Raw genomic sequence first — 17,480 nt, 5'->3', positions numbered from 1 at the left:
ATGATGCCGATAATGGATAATAATCAACCACCGAATATGATGCCATATCAAATGCCGTATCAACAGCCCATGATGCCGCCGAATCCCTATTATCAACAACCAAATCCATATCAAATGCCATATCAGCAAGGAGCGCCGTTTGGACCACAATATACGTCTATGCCAAATCCGAATATGATGCCAATGGATAATAATATGCCGCCGCTTGTGCAGGGTGAGGAAGATTGTGGATGCGGAGGAGAAAGTAGACTATATAGTCCACAACCAGGTGGTCCGCAATATGCGAATCCTTTATATTATCAACCAACTCAGTCTGCATATGCACCACAGCCAGGAACGATGTATTATCAACCAGATCCACCAAATGTATTTGGAGAGCCCGTTTCAGAAGAAGAGGACGAAGAAGTTTAAAAAGGCGGGAGTATTCCCGCCTTTTTTGCATTCGTGTTAATTAAGAAAATGCAGTTTTTTTATGAAGTGCTAGAAAATTCCCAGTGAAATATTAACAGTGTAAAAACCTTCTCTGTTACTCATCATAAGAGGGAGCTTTTCAGTAGAGAAGCTCATTCTAACAGAGGGGGTTTTTGTATTGAATACGAAAGTAAAAGTGATTGCTGCTTCTTTGTTAGTTACCAGTGCATTAGCTGCATGTGGTACACCGAAAGATAACAATGCAATGGATGGACGTAACTACAATTACGAACGTACATCTTATAATGATACACACCAGTATCGTGATAATGTGACACGTAATGATCGTTATACAGATTATGTAACATATAGAAATGGTCGTAACGATACAGGATACAATTATTATCGAGATGTAAATTACAATGGACAAATTGCTAATCCGCATCCAACTCGTAATATTACAATGAACAATTCATACATTAACAATGATGGTAAAACAGCTGAAAGAATAACAAATCGTGTGAAACGTATGAATAACGTAGACCGTGTGTCTACAGTTGTATATGGAAACGATGTAGCGATTGCGGTAAAGCCACGTAACACAGTGACAAATGAAACGGCGATGGCGAACGAAATTCGTCAAGCGGTTTCAAATGAAGTTGGAAACAGAAACGTATATGTTTCTGTAAGAAATGATATGTTTACTCGTGTCGATGCAATGAGTACGCGTCTACGTAACGGTACAGTTACAAACGATTTTAATCGTGACATAGTGAATATGTTCCGAGACATTCGTTACGGTTTAACTGGTACAGTGCGATAACAAAACAAAAGAGGAAGGGTGAGCCCTTCCTCTTTATTCATCGTTGTCTTGTAAACGACGTTTTTTAATAAAATAACTAACGGAGTAAGAAACTAAAAAGCATATGAAAAGAATACTACCTGTTAAAATAGCTTCAAACAGTGGTCTTTCTGGACTGAAAATAATATAAATAATAGCCATAACGATTCCTACAATAAGGGAGCGGAAGACAAGTTTATAATAAGGAGTTAACTTTATTTCCTTTTCACTTTCTTCTACATCGATTGAAACACTTAACTGTAAATAACTAAGGACGATACTTGTAAGAATAAATAATAGCCATAATGGAGATTTCGTAATTTGATCCATTCCTTCAGTGAATCCGATATAGCCTAAAATGCCAATTATACCAAGCGATTGAAAAAGAAAGGCAATACGTATGTTTTTTAATGTTTTCAGAATGAGACGTTCATCCTTTATTTTTTTCACAATATCCATCTCCTGTTTATTATGATTTCGCTGTTATATTAATTGTAACATATATGTTACTTTTATCAATTTATAATTTGCATATTATTCAGTTGGATAAAAGAGGGAATAAAATATTTTTATAAACATGTTGCACTTATAATTTATTAATGTTATATTAACAAAGCGATGAGCTAATTTACGTAAGACGAGAGATATGCTTAAGTGCTAAACACGCGAATGTGGTCGCCTGGTCTCTCGCCGTAAACGCATCAAGACGCCTGCTTTGCAGGCGTCTTTCATTTTATATAAAAGTAAATGATACATGCAGATGAGGTAAACCCTTATCTGCATTTTTTATTTTTCGAAAGAAATGTAATATGGATAAAACCCCCATTTCCGGAAAAACTACTAATGAAAGTATGATCTTGCCTAAAAGAGGTGAACGGAAATGAAATGGATACTGATTGCGATGCAAGCTTTCGTTATGATGTTTTGTTTCGTTTATGAAACGAATGTGAAGGCGGAAGGGCCAGTACCAGAAGTAACGGAAAAAGAACCTGAGGTTACAATTTTATTAGAGCGTATGTATGTTGATGGAGAAGTAAGTGAGGAAATACTTACAGAAAAAGTAGCGGATTTAGAAAAGTTTTTACAGCAATATAAAGAATGGCAACTTGTTGATCGTGATGATGTACAAATCGTATTACAAAAGAAAGTTGATGATATTTCTCCGTTATTGAAAACGAGCGGATATTTTGGTGTTTCAGAGGAAGGGATATTACAAATTTTCAAAGGTGTGCCAAAAAGTGATAATGCGATCCATTCTTTCTTTCAAATTGATATGAAAAAGCTTGAGAGTTATGAGCGTGCGAAATTGAAGCGTGGTATTCGGATTAAATCAAAAGAAGGTTTTGTAAAGACGATTGAAAAAATGAAACAATACGCAGTGCAAAATAAGAAAAAAAGCAGCTCATGGTGAGCTGCTTTTTCTTACTTATTTTTAGCTAAAATTTCTTTTGCGATTTCATCAATTAGCATATCTTTTCCAATTGGATTGAATGCTTTCGTATTGAAGACTTCATTTGATACTTCATATACGTGATTATTTTTAACTGCTTTATTGTCTTTCCAAACGGCACTGTTTTTGTAGTCTTCGTACACTTTATCAGCTTCGCCGCCGAAGTTTACAATAAACATTTGATCAGGCTGGAATGCAACTAGACCTTCTAGTGATACTTGCGCCATCGTTTGTTTTAAATCTGTACCTTTTGTTGCAGGAAGTTTTAAGTCGTTAAAGATGATGTCACCGTATCCGAAGCTGCCGTATACACGGAAGTTTTGAGGTGTAACTGCAACGAACATAAAGTTCTCATCTTTTGTTTTCTCTTTAATTTTTTTAGATAAAGAGTCTGCTTTCTTATCGTAGTCTGCAATCCATTTGTCTGCTTTCTTCTCTTCGTCAAATAGCTTACCTACTTCTTTAAACTTACCACGCCAGTCTTCTAAGTTTGTTTCTAGAACAACTGTAGGTGCAACCTTTTCTAGTTGATCATAAATTTTTAATTGACGGTTGTTTAAAATTATTAAGTCTGGTTTTAAAGCAGTAACAGCTTCTAAATCAACTTTAGGTGCCCAGTACCAACCAACTGCTTTTACTCCATCTAATTTGTCTGTTAAGTGATTTTGGATTTTATCTTTATATGTATTTGCTGTACCAACAGGTTTGTGTCCAAGAAGTAATAGTTCTTCTGTTGATCCAGATAAGTCAACAATTCTCTTTGGATTTACTGGAATTGTAGCTTCACCTTTAGCATGTTTTACAACTTTTGTTTTCGGTTGTTCTTTTGCTTTTGATTCTTCTTTTTGAGAAGAACAGCCAACGATAGAAAGAACAACAAGCATAATAGTAAATAAAATAAATAGCTTACGTTTCATCCTGATGTAACCCCTTTAATTAGTATTGATAATCATTATCGACCTCTGTATATTAAGGTGCTTTAACCTTTCTGTCAATGGAAAATAACAGAAGTTTCAAGTGGAGAACATTTGTTGGGGCAGTCTCGCTTTTCTATCATTAAATATGTTAAAATGGAATACATGATTTAAGAGGGAGAGATCGTATTTTGTTTGAATATGTTACAGGTTACGTGGAGTATGTAGGGCCGGAATATGTCGTAATTGACCATAATGGAATTGGTTATCAAATTTTCACACCGAATCCGTATGTATTTCAAAGAAGTAAGCAAGAAATCCGTGTCTATACATATCATTATGTGAGAGAAGATATTATGGCACTTTACGGGTTTAAAACACGTGAAGAGCGTTTATTATTTACAAAGTTGTTAGGCGTGTCTGGCATTGGGCCAAAAGGCGCTCTTGCAATTTTAGCTTCTGGTCAAACAGGACAGGTCGTTCAAGCGATTGAGCATGAAGATGAGAAGTTTTTAGTGAAATTCCCAGGCGTCGGAAAGAAAACAGCACGCCAAATGATTTTAGATTTAAAAGGAAAACTAGCAGATGTCGTACCAGATGCATTTGTGGATTTATTCTCAGACACAGAACGTTTTGATGAGAAGAAAGGTTCATCAGCTGAGCTTGATGAGGCACTGGAAGCTCTGCGCGCACTTGGATACGCAGAACGCGAAGTTTCTCGCGTTGTACCAGAGTTATTAAAAGAATCATTAACGACGGATCAGTATATTAAAAAGGCACTTAGTCTTTTACTAAATGGTAAGAGGTGAGTATAATGGACGAACGTCTCCTTTCAGGGGAATCTGCATATGAAGATGCGGATTTAGAATATTCATTACGGCCACAGACGCTCCGTCAGTATATTGGCCAAGATAAAGCGAAACATAATTTAGAAGTATTTATTGAAGCAGCGAAAATGCGTGAAGAAACGTTAGATCACGTGCTTTTATATGGACCGCCAGGTCTTGGTAAAACGACGCTTGCGAATATTATTGCAAATGAAATGGGCGTTAATGTTAGAACAACTTCAGGTCCCGCGATTGAAAGACCAGGAGATTTAGCTGCTGTATTAACAGCGCTTCAGCCAGGGGATGTATTATTTATTGATGAAATTCATCGTTTGCATAGATCAATTGAAGAAGTATTGTATCCTGCGATGGAAGACTTTTGCCTTGATATCGTAATTGGAAAAGGGCCTTCAGCACGTTCTGTACGCCTAGATTTACCGCCATTTACATTAGTTGGAGCAACGACACGCGCCGGAGCATTATCGGCACCGCTTCGTGACCGCTTCGGTGTACTTTCAAGGTTAGAGTACTACACAGTAGATCAGCTTTCTGCGATTGTTGAACGTACAGCAGAAGTGTTTGAAGTTGAAATCGATTCGTTAGCTGCATTAGAAATTGCAAGACGTGCTCGTGGTACACCTCGTATTGCGAATCGTCTTTTAAGACGTGTACGTGATTTCGCGCAAGTTCGTGGTAACGGAACGGTTACGATGGAAATTACGCAAATGGCATTAGAGCTACTGCAAGTAGATAAATTAGGTCTAGATCATATTGATCATAAATTACTGCTTGGTATTATTGAGAAATTCCGTGGTGGTCCAGTTGGATTAGAAACGGTTTCAGCAACAATTGGAGAAGAATCTCATACGATTGAAGATGTGTATGAGCCGTATTTATTACAAATTGGCTTTTTACAACGAACGCCAAGGGGCCGAATTGTAACGCCGCTTGCGTATGAACATTTCGGAATGGAGATGCCAAAAGTATGATGGAGATGCCCAAAATGCTTATTACAGCGGGAATCTTACTCATCGTTGTTGGATTAGCTTGGAAGTTCATTGGCAGGCTTCCAGGCGATATTTTTGTGAAAAAAGGAAACGTTACCTTTTATTTTCCTATCATTACATGTATTGTGTTAAGTATTGTACTATCTTTTATTATGTATATAATAAATCGATTTAAATAAGAAATAGGTGGATATAGCTATGGATATAAATCTGTTTGATTTTCATTTACCAGAAGAACTTATTGCACAAGTCCCGTTAGAAGATCGTGAAACATCAAGATTAATGGTGTTAGACCGTGAAACAGGTGATATTGAGCATAAACATTTTACGGACATTCTTTCTTACTTACATGAGGGGGATTGCTTAGTTTTAAATGAAACGAAAGTTATGCCTGCTCGTTTGCACGGTGTGAAAGAAGATACAGGCGCGCACATTGAAGTACTTCTTTTAAAACAAGAAGAAGGCGATAAGTGGGAAACGCTTGTAAAGCCAGCGAAACGTGTAAAAGAAGGAACTGTTATCTCTTTTGGCGAAGGGAAATTAAAAGCAACTTGCACAGGAACTGCAGATCAAGGTGGACGTCAGCTTGAATTTTCATATGACGGCATCTTCTATGAAATTTTAGATGAACTTGGGGAAATGCCACTTCCTCCATATATTAAAGAGACGCTAGAAGATCGCGATCGCTATCAAACAGTATATGCGAAAGAAATCGGTTCAGCAGCAGCGCCGACTGCGGGACTTCACTTTACAGAAGAGTTACTTGAGAAGTTAAAGCAAAAAGGCGTTCAGTTGGCATTCATTACACTTCACGTAGGGCTTGGAACATTTAGACCAGTTTCTGCAGACACGATTGAAGAACACCATATGCACGCAGAATATTACCATATGTCTGAAGAGACAGCGGCATTATTAAATCGTGTGAAAGAGAATGGTGGACGTATTATTACTGTAGGTACGACATCAACTCGTACGTTAGAAACAATTGCAACAGATCATGACGGTAAGCTTTGCGCCGCTTCTGGATGGACAGATATTTTCATGTATCCGGGATATGAATTTAAAGCAATTGATGGTTTAATTACAAACTTCCACTTGCCGAAATCAACATTAATCATGCTTGTAAGTGCATTTGCAAATAGAGATAATGTACTTCATGCTTATAATGAAGCAGTAAAAGAAAAATATCGTTTCTTTAGCTTCGGTGATGCAATGTTCGTTGCATCTCACGCTAAAATGAGAAACAAATAAAAGGAGTAAGTTATGACAGCAATTCGTTATGAATTTATTAAGACATGTAAACAAACGGGTGCCCGTTTAGGTCGTGTGCATACACCGCACGGTTCATTTGATACACCAACATTTATGCCAGTTGGTACACTTGCGACAGTTAAGACAATGTCACCGGAAGAATTAAAAGCAATGGATTCTGGCATTATTTTAAGTAATACGTATCATTTATGGCTACGTCCAGGTCATGAAATTATTCGTGAAGCAGGCGGCTTGCATAAATTTATGAACTGGGATCGTGCAATCTTAACAGACTCTGGTGGTTTCCAAGTATTCAGTTTAAGTGACTTCCGTCGTATTGAAGAGGAAGGCGTTCACTTCCGTAATCACTTAAATGGAGATAAATTATTCTTATCACCAGAAAAAGCGATGGAAATCCAAAATGCATTAGGTTCGGATATTATGATGGCATTTGATGAGTGTCCGCCGTTCCCGGCTACTTTTGAATATATGAAGAAATCTGTAGAGCGTACGAGCCGCTGGGCAGAACGTTGCTTAAAAGCGCATGAACGTCCGCAAGATCAAGGTTTATTCGGTATTGTACAGGGCGGGGAGTACGAAGAGCTTCGTCGTCAAAGTGCGAAAGACCTTGTTTCAATGGACTTCCCTGGTTACGCTGTAGGTGGTTTATCTGTTGGTGAACCGAAAGATATTATGAACCGTGTACTTGAGTTTACAACACCACTTCTTCCAGATAATAAGCCTCGTTACTTAATGGGTGTAGGTTCTCCTGACTCATTAATCGATGGTGCAATTCGTGGTATTGATATGTTTGACTGCGTACTTCCAACTCGTATCGCTCGAAATGGTACATGTATGACAAGTGAAGGTCGACTCGTTGTAAAAAATGCGAAATTCGCAAGAGACTTCGGTCCGCTTGATCCAAACTGTGATTGCTACACATGTAAAAACTACTCACGTGCGTATATTCGTCACTTAATGAAATGTGATGAAACGTTCGGAATTCGTTTAACGTCTTATCACAACCTTCATTTTCTGTTAAACTTAATGGAGCAGGTGAGACAAGCTATTCGTGAAGACCGTCTTGGCGATTTCCGCGAAGAGTTCTTTGAACAGTATGGCTTTAATAAACCGAATGCTAAAAACTTCTAATACATAATTTAAAAGGAGGAACAAAAGATGAATGCAGGTATGATGAATATCGTTATGATCGTTGCGATGTTTGCGATTTTCTATTTCTTATTAATTCGCCCGCAACAAAAACGTCAAAAAGCAGTTGCTCAAATGCAAAGTGAGTTAGCAAAAGGTGATGCTATCGTAACAATCGGTGGTTTACACGGTACAATCGAATCAGTAGATGAGACGAAAATCGTTATTAAATCTGGTGGTTCACACTTAACTTTCGATCGCAATGCGATTCGTGAAGTTGTGAAAAACTAATGTGGAAGGCCCTGCATGAAATGTGCAGGGCCTTTTTTAGTTACTTTGCTTTGACATATTTACACCGAAAATACCACCGAGTGTACTCGCCCCCATTAATGCTAATTGATAAAGTAATTGTGAGTTCGATAAGGTTTGAGAAAAGCCTAAATAGTTAACTAAAAAGACGAGTATAGTGAATGTGAGCCCTGTTGTGAAACCTACTAGCCAACCTTTTCCTTGAGCCTTTTTGCCGGCAGTAAATCCAGACATAAGCATAGATAAAAGAGCGAGTATAAAAATAGTAACGGTTAATGTCCCTTCATTTATATTTGTAAACTTTAATAAAAGAGCCATAATCATACTAGTAATAGATGCGAGAATTAGTAGTGTAACAATACCGAAGCCAATTGCAGTTGATAATTTTTTCGTTCCATCCATTTATGCATTCCCCCTTTTTAATACAAGCATATTTTCCTTTTGCCCAAGTTAGACTAGTTTCTTTTTTATAGGGGAGTCTATACGTAAAAAAGGAGATGTAGAAATGGAATGGATATCAATAATTGGACGGACAATGCTTTTGTATATCATCATCTTAATTATTTTTCGTCTTATGGGTAAACGTGAGATAGGAGAGCTAAGTGTATTAGATTTAGTCGTATTTATTATGCTTGGAGAAATGGCTGTAGTGGCAATTGAAAATACCGATAAATCACTTTGGCATCAATTAGTTCCGATGACTTTTCTTATGTGCATCCAAATTATTTTGTCAGTCATTTCCCTAAAGTATCAACGCTTTCGGCATTTAATAGAAGGTGAGCCAGCTATTCTTGTAAACGCGGGGAAGATTGATGAAAAGAAGATGAGAAAGCAACGGTATAATATAGATGATTTAATGATGCAATTAAGGGAACAAGGAGTTGGAGATATTCGGGATGTAGAATATGCTATTTTGGAACCGTCTGGGAAGTTATCTGTCTTTCAAAAACAAAAAAATAAACAAGATACATTACAGTTTACGCTTCCTCTTATTATTGATGGAGAAATTCAATCTAGTCATTTACAAATGATTGAGCATACAGATGAATGGCTTATTGAGAAATTAAAAAACTTAGGTTATAACGATGTAACACAAATTTTATACTGTAGTTTTCAAAACGGACAATTTTTTGTTGATGTAAAAGAAAATTAGAGATTTATCCTTTGAAAGAGTAAGAATGATTGGTTTAACTAATAATCAGTGGAGATTACCCCACTGATTAAAGTTTCATCTTATTTCAAAAATGAAAGTTTACGAATGATAGGGAGACGACTTAACTCTTCTTTTCGAATGAGTTTGAAAGTGAAGAGAAGTACGATATAAACAATTGTTGTTAAAGTGATTTCCCATAATGTTTGTATGCCAAGGGAATGAGAGAAAATAATATATTTATGGAGATAAAAACCGAAGGCGCCTGCGATACCGATGGCAAGTCCGCCGAAAATATAGTCTTTTGCGTAAATGGTAAATGTAATCTTTTTTAAAACAGTAGCGTAGTGAAGAAATGTTACTGTTACAATATTTGCAGCGATAGCAAGTGCAACCCCCATCATTTGAAATTCTGGCCTTGATGCTAGTACAAAAATAACGATTAATTTCACGATGGCACCAATAAATGTATTCATCATTGCAGCCCTTGCTAAGTTTAAAGCTTGCAAAACAGAGGTAAGTGGACTTTGGAAATAATGAAATAAAAAGCAAGGCGCAAGAAGTTGAATGAATGCTGTTGCGCTGTCTGATCCATACATAAGAGTTAAAACAGGAGAAGCGAATACGTATAATATAACGACAGACCATCCGCCGGTAATTAATGAAATTCGAAGTGCTTGTTGTAAACGGTGCTCTACTAATTTATGTTGTCTTTTTGCCATTGCTTCACTAATAGAAGGAACGAGCGCTGTAGAAAGAGCGTATGTAATAAAGGCGGGTAGTGATAGGAGCGGGAATGCATAACCGTTTAATATACCGTATTGCTGGGTTGCAACAGAAGCAGCGACACCAGCGATTGCTAAGCTTTGCATAACGACAATAGGTTCAAAAAAATATGAAACGGAGCCGATTAAACGACTTCCTGTAGTTGGAAGGGCAATATCCATCAGAGAATAAAATGTCCCTTTGCTTTCCTTTACAGTAGTGAAAAATCCAGAGCGTATTGATAAATGTTTTTCTCGCTGAAATAACGTGAGTAAAAATAATAAGGATGCAACTTCACCGAGAACAGCTGATAACATAGCGCCGGCTGCAGCGTATTCTATGCCGTAAGGTAAAAATAACTGGATGCATATAGCGATAATGGTAATGCGGACGACTTGTTCTAGAACTTGCGCATAAGCGCTAGGTTTCATGTTTTGTTTCCCTTGAAAGTAACCACGCAAAACAGAAGAAACAGCAATAACGGGGACAACGGGCAAAATAGCCATTAATGGATAGTACGTTCTTTCGTCGGTTAATAATGTTTTTGCTAAAATAGGCGTGAGGAACATAATTCCGATTGTTAAAATGATACTAATAACGGATGTAACAGCTAGTGATACGGTTAATATTTTTTTAACTCTTTGTTTATCGTTCACAGCTTCTGCTTCTGCTACAAATTTTGCGATGGCGACAGGAAGACCAATTTGTGTCAATGTAATTGCTAAAATGAATGTAGGAACGGCCATCATATAAAGACCAACGCCTTCTTCTCCTAAAATACGTGCCATTACTATGCGGTTGATAAAGCCGAGTATTTTTGTAATAAAGCCGGCTATCATTAAAATAAATGCGCCTTTTAAAAAGCTTTGTCTCGTCATGTTCTTCTCCTACCTTCTCAAAATCAATGGAATGATTTACAATAATTTATATGCACGTACGAGACAAGAATGACAAGCATTTAAGAGAGTGAAGTATGATAGTGCTCTTGAAAGTAGTTATTGCTGTCCATTAGAGCGGGATTAAAGCGACTTTTTCGTGCTGAAATAAGAAGGAGATGTTATAAATGTTAGATAGAGAGGCTTTGGTAGAATCATACCGCGGACAGTTACAAGTCGTTTTAGAAAGTAAAGTAGAAGAGTTTCAAATGTTCGGTTACGACCGAGTAACAGATGATGACATTTGGAAGTTTCTCAAAGTGAAAAAGTGGAAGAAGATAGACAACGATGTTAGATTGTATGAATTAGTTAATGACGTATTAACAGTAAGTACTAATGAATATATGACATATTTAACTGTTGAAGCTTACCAAGCACCGCTTTGGTCATTTGATGAGTACGAAAATAAATAACCGACTGCAATTGGTTTGTTCTTCCTTTTGCAGTATAATGATATGTATTGATAAAGAGGAAATAATTGTGTCTAAGATTATATATAAAGGAGGTAGTGAAGAGGAAAATAAATGATGAAAGTGTAGGGAGTGTAAAAGCTTACCTATACAGCTAGTGATGAGCTAGCAAAAATTATAGAAAGGAAGTCTACTAACTAGGCGTATGCACACGTATAGCAGTGAATCGTAAAAGATTTATTGAAAGTGTTAGTAGCAGAAAGAGGGTACATATGGCAAAGCGTGGTACGAGAATTGCCGCCTTTTTCCTCATCGTCTTATTAATCGGTGGAGTAATTGGTGCGGCAGGAAAAGACATAGCAAAAGGAATTAGTCTAGGACTAGACCTTCGCGGTGGTTTTGAAATTCTGTATGAAGTAAAACCAGCCAAAAAAGGTGATAAAATCGATCGAGACGTACTTGTAAGTACAGTAGGTGCTCTTGAAAATCGTGTCAATGTTCTCGGTGTAAGTGAGCCGAACATTCAAATCGAAGGGCAAGATCGAATTCGTGTACAGCTTGCTGGTGTACAAGATCAGCAAAAAGCACGTGAAATGTTATCAACACAAGCGAAATTAACATTCCGTGATGTGGATGATAACCTTCTTATGGATGGAACGGATTTAAAAGGCGGCGGAGCGAAGCAAACATTTGATGAGCAAGGCCGTGCGAGCGTAGGTCTTACACTAAAAAGCGCTGAAAAATTCCGTGAAGTAACTGAAAAAATTTCTAAAATGCCACCACCAACGAATTTAATGGTAATTTGGCTTGATTTTGAAGAAGGAAAAGATTCGTATAAAGCAGAATCTGCAAAACCGAATCCAAAGTTCTTATCAGCAGCAACAGTAAACCAAGTATTTAACCAAGCTGAAGTATCTATCGTAGGTGGAAACTTCACAGTTGAAAGTGCGAAACAACTTTCATCTTTATTAAATGCAGGTGCACTTCCTGTTGATTTAAAAGAAATGTATTCAACATCTGTTGGAGCGAAATTTGGTCAACAAGCGTTAGAGCAAACGATTTTCGCTAGTGCGATTGGTATCGCTCTTATTTTCTTATTTATGCTTGTATTCTACCGTTTACCAGGACTTGTAGCGGTTATTATGTTAGGTTTATACATTTTCGTTACATTACTTGTCTTTAACTGGATGCATGCAGTTCTTACGTTGCCAGGTATTGCGGCGTTAGTGCTCGGAGTAGGTATCGCAGTTGATGCGAATATTATTACGTACGAGAGACTGAAAGAAGAGCTGAAAATTGGTAAGTCCATGATGTCGGCATTCCGAGCTGGTAACCATCGTTCATTAGCAACAATTTTAGATGCAAACGTTACGACTCTTGCAGCAGCTGGTGTGTTATTCGTTTATGGTAATAGCTCTGTAAAAGGATTCGCAACAAGTTTAATCGTAAGTATTTTAGTTGGTTTTATTACGAACGTATTCGGTACTCGTTTCTTACTAGGTTTACTTGTAAAGAGCCGTTACTTCGATAAAAAACCAGGATATTTTGGTGTGAAACAAAAGGATATTATTCCATTAACAAAAGGTGTAGTGCATCCGCCAACGAGATTTGATCGTATTAACTTCGTGAATATCGGTCATAAATTCCTTATCTTCTCAATTGTAGTTGTAATTGCGGGTGCAATTATCTTACCAATTTTCAAATTGAATCTTGGGATTGACTTTGCAAGTGGTACACGTATTGACTTGCAATCAAAACAAGCCGTTACGGTATCTGATGTTCATAAAGATTTTAAAGAATTGAACATTGATGTGAAGGAAGAAAATATTGTACCGACTGGAGATGACAATAAAGGTTTCGCAGTTCGTACATTAGGTGTTTTATCAAAAGATGAAATTGCCAAAACAAAAACATTCTTCCACGATAAATATGGTACAGATCCAAACATAAGTACAGTTTCACCGACAATCGGTAAAGAAATTGCACGAAATGCATTTATCGCTGTACTGATTGCTTCTGCAGTTATCATTTTATACGTAAGTATTCGATTCCGATTTACGTATGCGTTATCTGCAGTGCTTGCGTTACTACATGACGCATTCGTTATGGTTGTTATGTTTAGTATTTTCCAATTAGAGGTAGACTTAACGTTTATCGCTGCAGTACTAACAATCATCGGTTATTCTATTAATGACTCAATTGTTACATTTGATAGAAACCGTGAATTATACAAGCAGAAAAAACGAGTGCGCGATATAAAAGACCTAGAAGAGATTGTAAATGCAAGTATCCGCCAAACGCTTGGTCGTTCGATTAACACCGTATTAACAGTGTTATTCCCAGTAATTGCACTGCTTATCTTCGGTAGTGAGTCACTACGTAACTTCTCGTTTGCGTTACTTGTTGGATTAATTGTAGGTACGTACTCTTCTGTTTTCGTTGCCTCTCAAATTTGGTTAATGCTTGAAAACCGTCGTTTGAAAAAGGGGAAAAACAAGAAGAAGGTTGAGAAAGTAGAATCTGAACCGCAAGTATAGAAAAGATGATGCCTTATTATGAGGCATCTCTTTTTTCGTTTGTGGATACAATAAGATAGCAACTTTTTGATGGGAAGAAGATGGAAGAAAGTGGTGGTGTTATCGCTGTTTTTGTTAAAATAAAAAGATAGGTTAAGAAAAGAAGGGATTTTAATTATGGAAAAAGATGAACGTTTTAAACAGGCCGAGTTTGGTGCTATTGTCGGGATCGTTGGTAATATTATATTAGCAATTGTAAAGGCGGTAATTGGTTATATTGGGAACAGTAAAGCACTGCTAGCAGATGCGGTGCATTCTGCATCAGATGTAATTGGTTCGCTAGCTGTACTTTTTGGATTGCGAGCGGCAAAGCAGCCACCTGATGAAGATCATCCGTATGGTCATGGTAAAGCGGAATCGATTTCAGCGATTATTGTTGCGGTATTATTATTTATTGTGGGACTTGAAATCGCGATTTCATCTATAAAAGCTTTTTCGCAAGAACTAGAACCGCCGAAAGGAATTACGATTTTTGCTGTTGTTCTTTCAATCGTCGTGAAAGAAGGAATGTTTCAATATAAATTCCGACTAGGGAAAAGGGTAAATAGTGATGCAATTATTGCAAATGCATATGAGCACCGTTCGGATGTATTTTCTTCAATTGCAGCTTTAATCGGTATTTGTGCAGCTATACTCGGTGGTAAGCTTGGTATAGACTGGCTTGTATATGCTGATCCGATTGCAGGATTAGTTGTTTCGCTTCTTGTTGTAAAAATGGCATGGAGCATTGGAGCGGAAGCAATTCATGCAACGCTTGACCATGTTCTTCATGAGGAGGATGTTATTCCGCTTAGAGAAGCAGTTCTTCAAGTAGATGGTGTGAAAAAAATTGGTTCTTTATATGCACGGGAGCATGGTCATTATGTTATTGTCGATATTAAAGTGTCTGTAGATCCATACATTACTGTAGAAGAAGGACACCGTATTGGAAAACATGTGAAAGAAATACTTATGAAACAAGATAATGTACAAAATGTATTCGTACATATAAATCCGTATTCTCCAAATTAAACATCATTAACATTTTAGTATATAGATATTGCATCGTAGTTTGCATTATATTGTCACCCCTTAATCTGTCTTGTATAATGAACAGGTTAAGGGGTGATTTCGTGTTACAACCGAAGACGCGTTGGAAAGAAAAAGAATATAATGACGAACGAGTGAGTGAATTAGCAAGTAAATTACAGTTATCGCCACTTGTCGTTTCATTATTCCTCGGTAGAGGACTAGATACAGAAGATAAGATTTTAGATTTTTTAAATACAGAAAATCAAGAATTTCATGATCCATTTTTATTAGAAGGAATGGATAGAACGGTAGAACGTGTAAATAAGGCGATTCAAAATGGAGAACAAATATTAATATTTGGTGATTACGATGCAGACGGAGTAAGTAGTACAACTGTGTTATATCTTGCTCTTCAAGAATTAGGTGCAGAAGTAGAATTTTATATTCCAAATCGTTTTACAGAAGGGTATGGGCCGAACGAAGAAGCGTTTCGTTGGGCGCATAGCGCAGGGTTCTCACTGATTATTACTGTCGACACTGGCATCGCAGCAGTACATGAAGCGAATGTAGCGAAAGAGCTTGGAATAGATCTAATTATTACAGATCACCATGAGCCACCGCCAGAATTGCCAGAAGCACTTGCGATTATACATCCGAAATTAGATGGCGGTGTATATCCGTTTCACTATTTAGCTGGTGTAGGTGTTGCGTTTAAAGTTGCGCATGCACTATTAGGCCGTGTACCAGAACATTTATTAGAGATTGCAGTAATCGGTACAGTAGCCGATTTAGTGTCACTTCATGGTGAAAATAGGTTGCTAGTGAAACGCGGTTTAAAACATATGCGTATGACGAAAAATATTGGTTTAAAGGCATTGTTTAAAGTTGCTAACGTTTCGCAAAGTGAAATTACAGAAGAGAGTATTGGCTTCTCAATTGCACCGCGTATTAATGCGGTCGGGCGTTTAGAAGATGCAACGCCGGCTGTACACCTTTTATTATCAGATGATCCTGAGGAAGCGAAAGAGTTGGCCGAAGAAATTGATGAGCTGAACAAACTGCGAAAAGATATTGTAAAGCAAATTACAGAAGAGGCTATCGCTGAAGTTGAAAATAACTTCCCACCAGAAGAAAACAAAGTGTTAGTACTTGCAAAAGAAGGTTGGAATCCAGGTGTAATTGGGATTGTCGCTTCTAAATTAGTTGAACGTTTTTATCGTCCGACTATTGTATTATGTATTGATCCTATAAAAGAAACAGCAAAAGGCTCAGCGCGTAGTATTGCAGGATTTGATTTGTTTGCAAATTTATCAGATTGTAGAGAGTTATTGCCACACTTCGGAGGGCATCCAATGGCAGCGGGAATGACGCTACATATGAATGATGTAGATGAATTACGTCGCCGCTTAAATGAACAAGCAGATGCAATTTTAACAGAAGAAGATTTTATTCCAATTACAGCAGTTGATGTTTTTTGTAAAGTAGAGGATGTAACACTAGCGGCAATTGAAGATATGCAAAAACTAGCCCCGTTTGGTGTTGGAAATCCGAAACCACGTATTGCAGTGAAAGATGCAGAGTTAGAAAGTATTCGCGCGATCGGATCAGATGGCTCTCATTTAAAAATGGCTCTTCGTGATGGACAAGCAACACTGGATACAATTGGATTTGGTTTTGGTGCATATGCGAAAGAAATCTCTCCAGTTGCAAAAGTATCTGTAATAGGAGAAGCATCCATCAATGAATGGAATAATTTTAAGAAGCCACAATTAATGGTACAAGATATTGCTGTAGAGGCGTGGCAATTATTTGATTGGCGTAGTATGCGTAATGCAGAAGCAAATTTAGCAGAACTTCCGAAAGAAAAAATAACAATGGTGTATTTTTCTGAAGAGGTATTGAATAAATTTTCTTTAGAGAGCTATAAAGAAAAGCTCATGCATGCTTCAGAAGTAACGCATTTAGATGATCAATATATCGTGTTACTTGATTTACCAAAAGGAACAGATGAATTAAGTGAGCTATTTAAAGTAGGATTCCCAGCGCGAATTTATACGCTATTTTATCAAGAGAATAACCACTTATTTAGTACAGTTCCGACGAGAGAACACTTTAAATGGTACTATTCTTTCTTAAGCCAAAAAACACCATTTTCTTTAAGACAATATGGAGAACAACTATGTCGTCATAAAGGTTGGTCAAAAGATACAGTAAATTTCATGACACAGGTGTTTTTTGAGTTAGAATTTGTTACAATAAAAGATGGCGTCATTTTTATGGCAGACAAAAAACAAAAGCGTGATTTAATTGAATCGAACACATATCGTGAGAAAATGAACCACTTACAATTAGAAAAAGAATTGGTTTATAGCACATATCAGCAACTATATACATGGTTTGAAACGATTCGTAATCATAAAGAAGTAGAACAGTTAGGGTAAAGGATTTGTATTTACAAACCTTTTAGATCTGAG

Annotated in this window: 17 protein-coding genes and 1 pseudogene; 14 read left to right on the top strand and 4 right to left on the bottom strand. The window is 37.2% G+C overall.

Annotated features, from left to right (window positions below; translation table 11 throughout):
• Positions 1-411 (top strand): annotated as a pseudogene (locus DN400_RS15020) (peptigoglycan-binding protein LysM); the annotation flags it as partial.
• 178 nt (positions 412-589) lie between these two features.
• Complete coding sequence (locus DN400_RS15015; RefSeq protein ID WP_001093537.1) at positions 590-1,234, top strand: YhcN/YlaJ family sporulation lipoprotein; 645 nt, start codon at positions 590-592, stop codon at positions 1,232-1,234.
• 33 nt (positions 1,235-1,267) lie between these two features.
• On the opposite strand, the gene DN400_RS15010 is transcribed toward DN400_RS15015, so the two are convergent.
• Positions 1,268-1,702 carry a hypothetical protein gene (locus DN400_RS15010; protein ID WP_023523099.1) on the bottom strand — a complete coding sequence of 145 codons (435 nt, stop codon included), beginning with the start codon at positions 1,700-1,702 and terminating at the stop codon, positions 1,268-1,270.
• A gap of 430 nt (positions 1,703-2,132) precedes the next feature.
• Here DN400_RS15010 and DN400_RS15005 point away from each other — a divergent pair, with 430 nt between their 5' ends.
• Positions 2,133-2,663: a BofC C-terminal domain-containing protein gene (locus DN400_RS15005; protein WP_000871172.1), complete on the top strand. Its 531-nt coding sequence runs from the start codon at positions 2,133-2,135 to the stop codon at positions 2,661-2,663.
• 11 nt (positions 2,664-2,674) lie between these two features.
• On the opposite strand, the gene DN400_RS15000 is transcribed toward DN400_RS15005, so the two are convergent.
• Positions 2,675-3,619, bottom strand: a complete 945-nt coding sequence (locus DN400_RS15000) for an iron-hydroxamate ABC transporter substrate-binding protein (protein ID WP_000823606.1) — start codon at positions 3,617-3,619, stop codon at positions 2,675-2,677.
• Between the two features lie 188 nt (positions 3,620-3,807).
• On the opposite strand from DN400_RS15000, the gene ruvA reads away from it, so the two are divergent.
• Genes ruvA through yajC form a run of 6 tightly spaced genes read left to right on the top strand, consistent with a single transcriptional unit; the run spans position 3,808 to position 8,141 of the window.
• Positions 3,808-4,425, top strand: a complete 618-nt coding sequence (gene ruvA / locus DN400_RS14995; RefSeq protein ID WP_000464511.1) for a Holliday junction DNA helicase RuvA — start codon at positions 3,808-3,810, stop codon at positions 4,423-4,425.
• A gap of 5 nt (positions 4,426-4,430) precedes the next feature.
• A complete protein-coding gene (ruvB, locus tag DN400_RS14990; protein WP_000344450.1) occupies positions 4,431-5,432 on the top strand; it encodes a Holliday junction branch migration DNA helicase RuvB in 1,002 nt (333 codons plus the stop codon).
• Positions 5,429-5,629 carry a DUF2905 domain-containing protein gene (locus DN400_RS14985; RefSeq protein ID WP_000970410.1) on the top strand — a complete coding sequence of 67 codons (201 nt, stop codon included), beginning with the start codon at positions 5,429-5,431 and terminating at the stop codon, positions 5,627-5,629. The genes ruvB and DN400_RS14985 overlap by 4 nt, the downstream gene beginning before the upstream one ends.
• Positions 5,630-5,648: 19 nt before the next feature.
• Positions 5,649-6,701 carry a tRNA preQ1(34) S-adenosylmethionine ribosyltransferase-isomerase QueA gene (gene queA / locus DN400_RS14980; RefSeq protein ID WP_000354014.1) on the top strand — a complete coding sequence of 351 codons (1,053 nt, stop codon included), beginning with the start codon at positions 5,649-5,651 and terminating at the stop codon, positions 6,699-6,701.
• Positions 6,702-6,713: 12 nt separating this feature from the next.
• On the top strand, positions 6,714-7,853 hold the full coding sequence (gene tgt, locus DN400_RS14975; protein WP_000125365.1) for a tRNA guanosine(34) transglycosylase Tgt: 1,140 nt from the start codon (positions 6,714-6,716) through the stop codon (positions 7,851-7,853).
• Positions 7,854-7,880: 27 nt separating this feature from the next.
• Positions 7,881-8,141 (top strand): preprotein translocase subunit YajC, encoded by a 261-nt coding sequence (gene yajC, locus DN400_RS14970; RefSeq protein WP_000991115.1) that lies wholly within the window; start codon positions 7,881-7,883, stop codon positions 8,139-8,141.
• 36 nt (positions 8,142-8,177) lie between these two features.
• On the opposite strand, the gene DN400_RS14965 is transcribed toward yajC, so the two are convergent.
• Positions 8,178-8,561, bottom strand: a complete 384-nt coding sequence (locus DN400_RS14965) for a TIGR04086 family membrane protein (protein ID WP_000349148.1) — start codon at positions 8,559-8,561, stop codon at positions 8,178-8,180.
• A 103-nt stretch (positions 8,562-8,664) separates the two neighbouring features.
• Between DN400_RS14965 and DN400_RS14960 the strand changes: the two genes are divergently transcribed.
• Complete coding sequence (locus tag DN400_RS14960) at positions 8,665-9,312, top strand: DUF421 domain-containing protein (RefSeq protein ID WP_000454821.1); 648 nt, start codon at positions 8,665-8,667, stop codon at positions 9,310-9,312.
• Between the two features lie 80 nt (positions 9,313-9,392).
• On the opposite strand, the gene spoVB is transcribed toward DN400_RS14960, so the two are convergent.
• Positions 9,393-10,952, bottom strand: a complete 1,560-nt coding sequence (gene spoVB / locus DN400_RS14955) for a stage V sporulation protein B (protein WP_000198301.1) — start codon at positions 10,950-10,952, stop codon at positions 9,393-9,395.
• Between the two features lie 185 nt (positions 10,953-11,137).
• Here spoVB and DN400_RS14950 point away from each other — a divergent pair, with 185 nt between their 5' ends.
• The 4 genes from DN400_RS14950 (at position 11,138) to recJ (ending at position 17,447) form a co-directional block, all read left to right on the top strand.
• On the top strand, positions 11,138-11,422 hold the full coding sequence (locus tag DN400_RS14950) for a post-transcriptional regulator (RefSeq protein ID WP_016512296.1): 285 nt from the start codon (positions 11,138-11,140) through the stop codon (positions 11,420-11,422).
• A gap of 269 nt (positions 11,423-11,691) precedes the next feature.
• On the top strand, positions 11,692-13,956 hold the full coding sequence (gene secDF, locus DN400_RS14945; RefSeq protein WP_001119065.1) for a protein translocase subunit SecDF: 2,265 nt from the start codon (positions 11,692-11,694) through the stop codon (positions 13,954-13,956).
• Positions 13,957-14,112: 156 nt separating this feature from the next.
• On the top strand, positions 14,113-15,006 hold the full coding sequence (locus DN400_RS14940; RefSeq protein ID WP_000409746.1) for a cation diffusion facilitator family transporter: 894 nt from the start codon (positions 14,113-14,115) through the stop codon (positions 15,004-15,006).
• 101 nt (positions 15,007-15,107) lie between these two features.
• The gene (recJ, locus tag DN400_RS14935) at positions 15,108-17,447 is read left to right on the top strand and encodes a single-stranded-DNA-specific exonuclease RecJ (protein ID WP_000941225.1); all 2,340 of its coding nucleotides are present in this window, start codon (positions 15,108-15,110) and stop codon (positions 17,445-17,447) included.
• The last annotated feature ends 33 nt before the right edge of the window (positions 17,448-17,480 follow it).

It is taken from the genome of Bacillus sp. AR8-1 (assembly GCF_008042345.1).
GTDB lineage: Bacteria > Bacillota > Bacilli > Bacillales > Bacillaceae_G > Bacillus_A > Bacillus_A cereus.
This window is presented reverse-complemented; position numbering and strand designations above follow the sequence as displayed.

Bases quoted from the DNA above. Each gene is read 5' to 3' on its own strand.
- DN400_RS15005 (WP_000871172.1), top strand. From the start codon at position 2,133: ATGAAATGGATACTGATTGCGATGCAAGCTTTCGTTATGATGTTTTGT.
- DN400_RS15000 (WP_000823606.1), bottom strand. From the start codon at position 3,619: ATGAAACGTAAGCTATTTATTTTATTTACTATTATGCTTGTTGTTCTT.
- ruvB (WP_000344450.1), top strand. From the start codon at position 4,431: ATGGACGAACGTCTCCTTTCAGGGGAATCTGCATATGAAGATGCGGAT.
- DN400_RS14985 (WP_000970410.1), top strand. From the start codon at position 5,429: ATGATGGAGATGCCCAAAATGCTTATTACAGCGGGAATCTTACTCATC.
- queA (WP_000354014.1), top strand. From the start codon at position 5,649: ATGGATATAAATCTGTTTGATTTTCATTTACCAGAAGAACTTATTGCA.
- tgt (WP_000125365.1), top strand. From the start codon at position 6,714: ATGACAGCAATTCGTTATGAATTTATTAAGACATGTAAACAAACGGGT.
- yajC (WP_000991115.1), top strand. From the start codon at position 7,881: ATGAATGCAGGTATGATGAATATCGTTATGATCGTTGCGATGTTTGCG.
- DN400_RS14965 (WP_000349148.1), bottom strand. From the start codon at position 8,561: ATGGATGGAACGAAAAAATTATCAACTGCAATTGGCTTCGGTATTGTT.
- DN400_RS14960 (WP_000454821.1), top strand. From the start codon at position 8,665: ATGGAATGGATATCAATAATTGGACGGACAATGCTTTTGTATATCATC.
- spoVB (WP_000198301.1), bottom strand. From the start codon at position 10,952: ATGACGAGACAAAGCTTTTTAAAAGGCGCATTTATTTTAATGATAGCC.
- DN400_RS14950 (WP_016512296.1), top strand. From the start codon at position 11,138: ATGTTAGATAGAGAGGCTTTGGTAGAATCATACCGCGGACAGTTACAA.
- secDF (WP_001119065.1), top strand. From the start codon at position 11,692: ATGGCAAAGCGTGGTACGAGAATTGCCGCCTTTTTCCTCATCGTCTTA.
- DN400_RS14940 (WP_000409746.1), top strand. From the start codon at position 14,113: ATGGAAAAAGATGAACGTTTTAAACAGGCCGAGTTTGGTGCTATTGTC.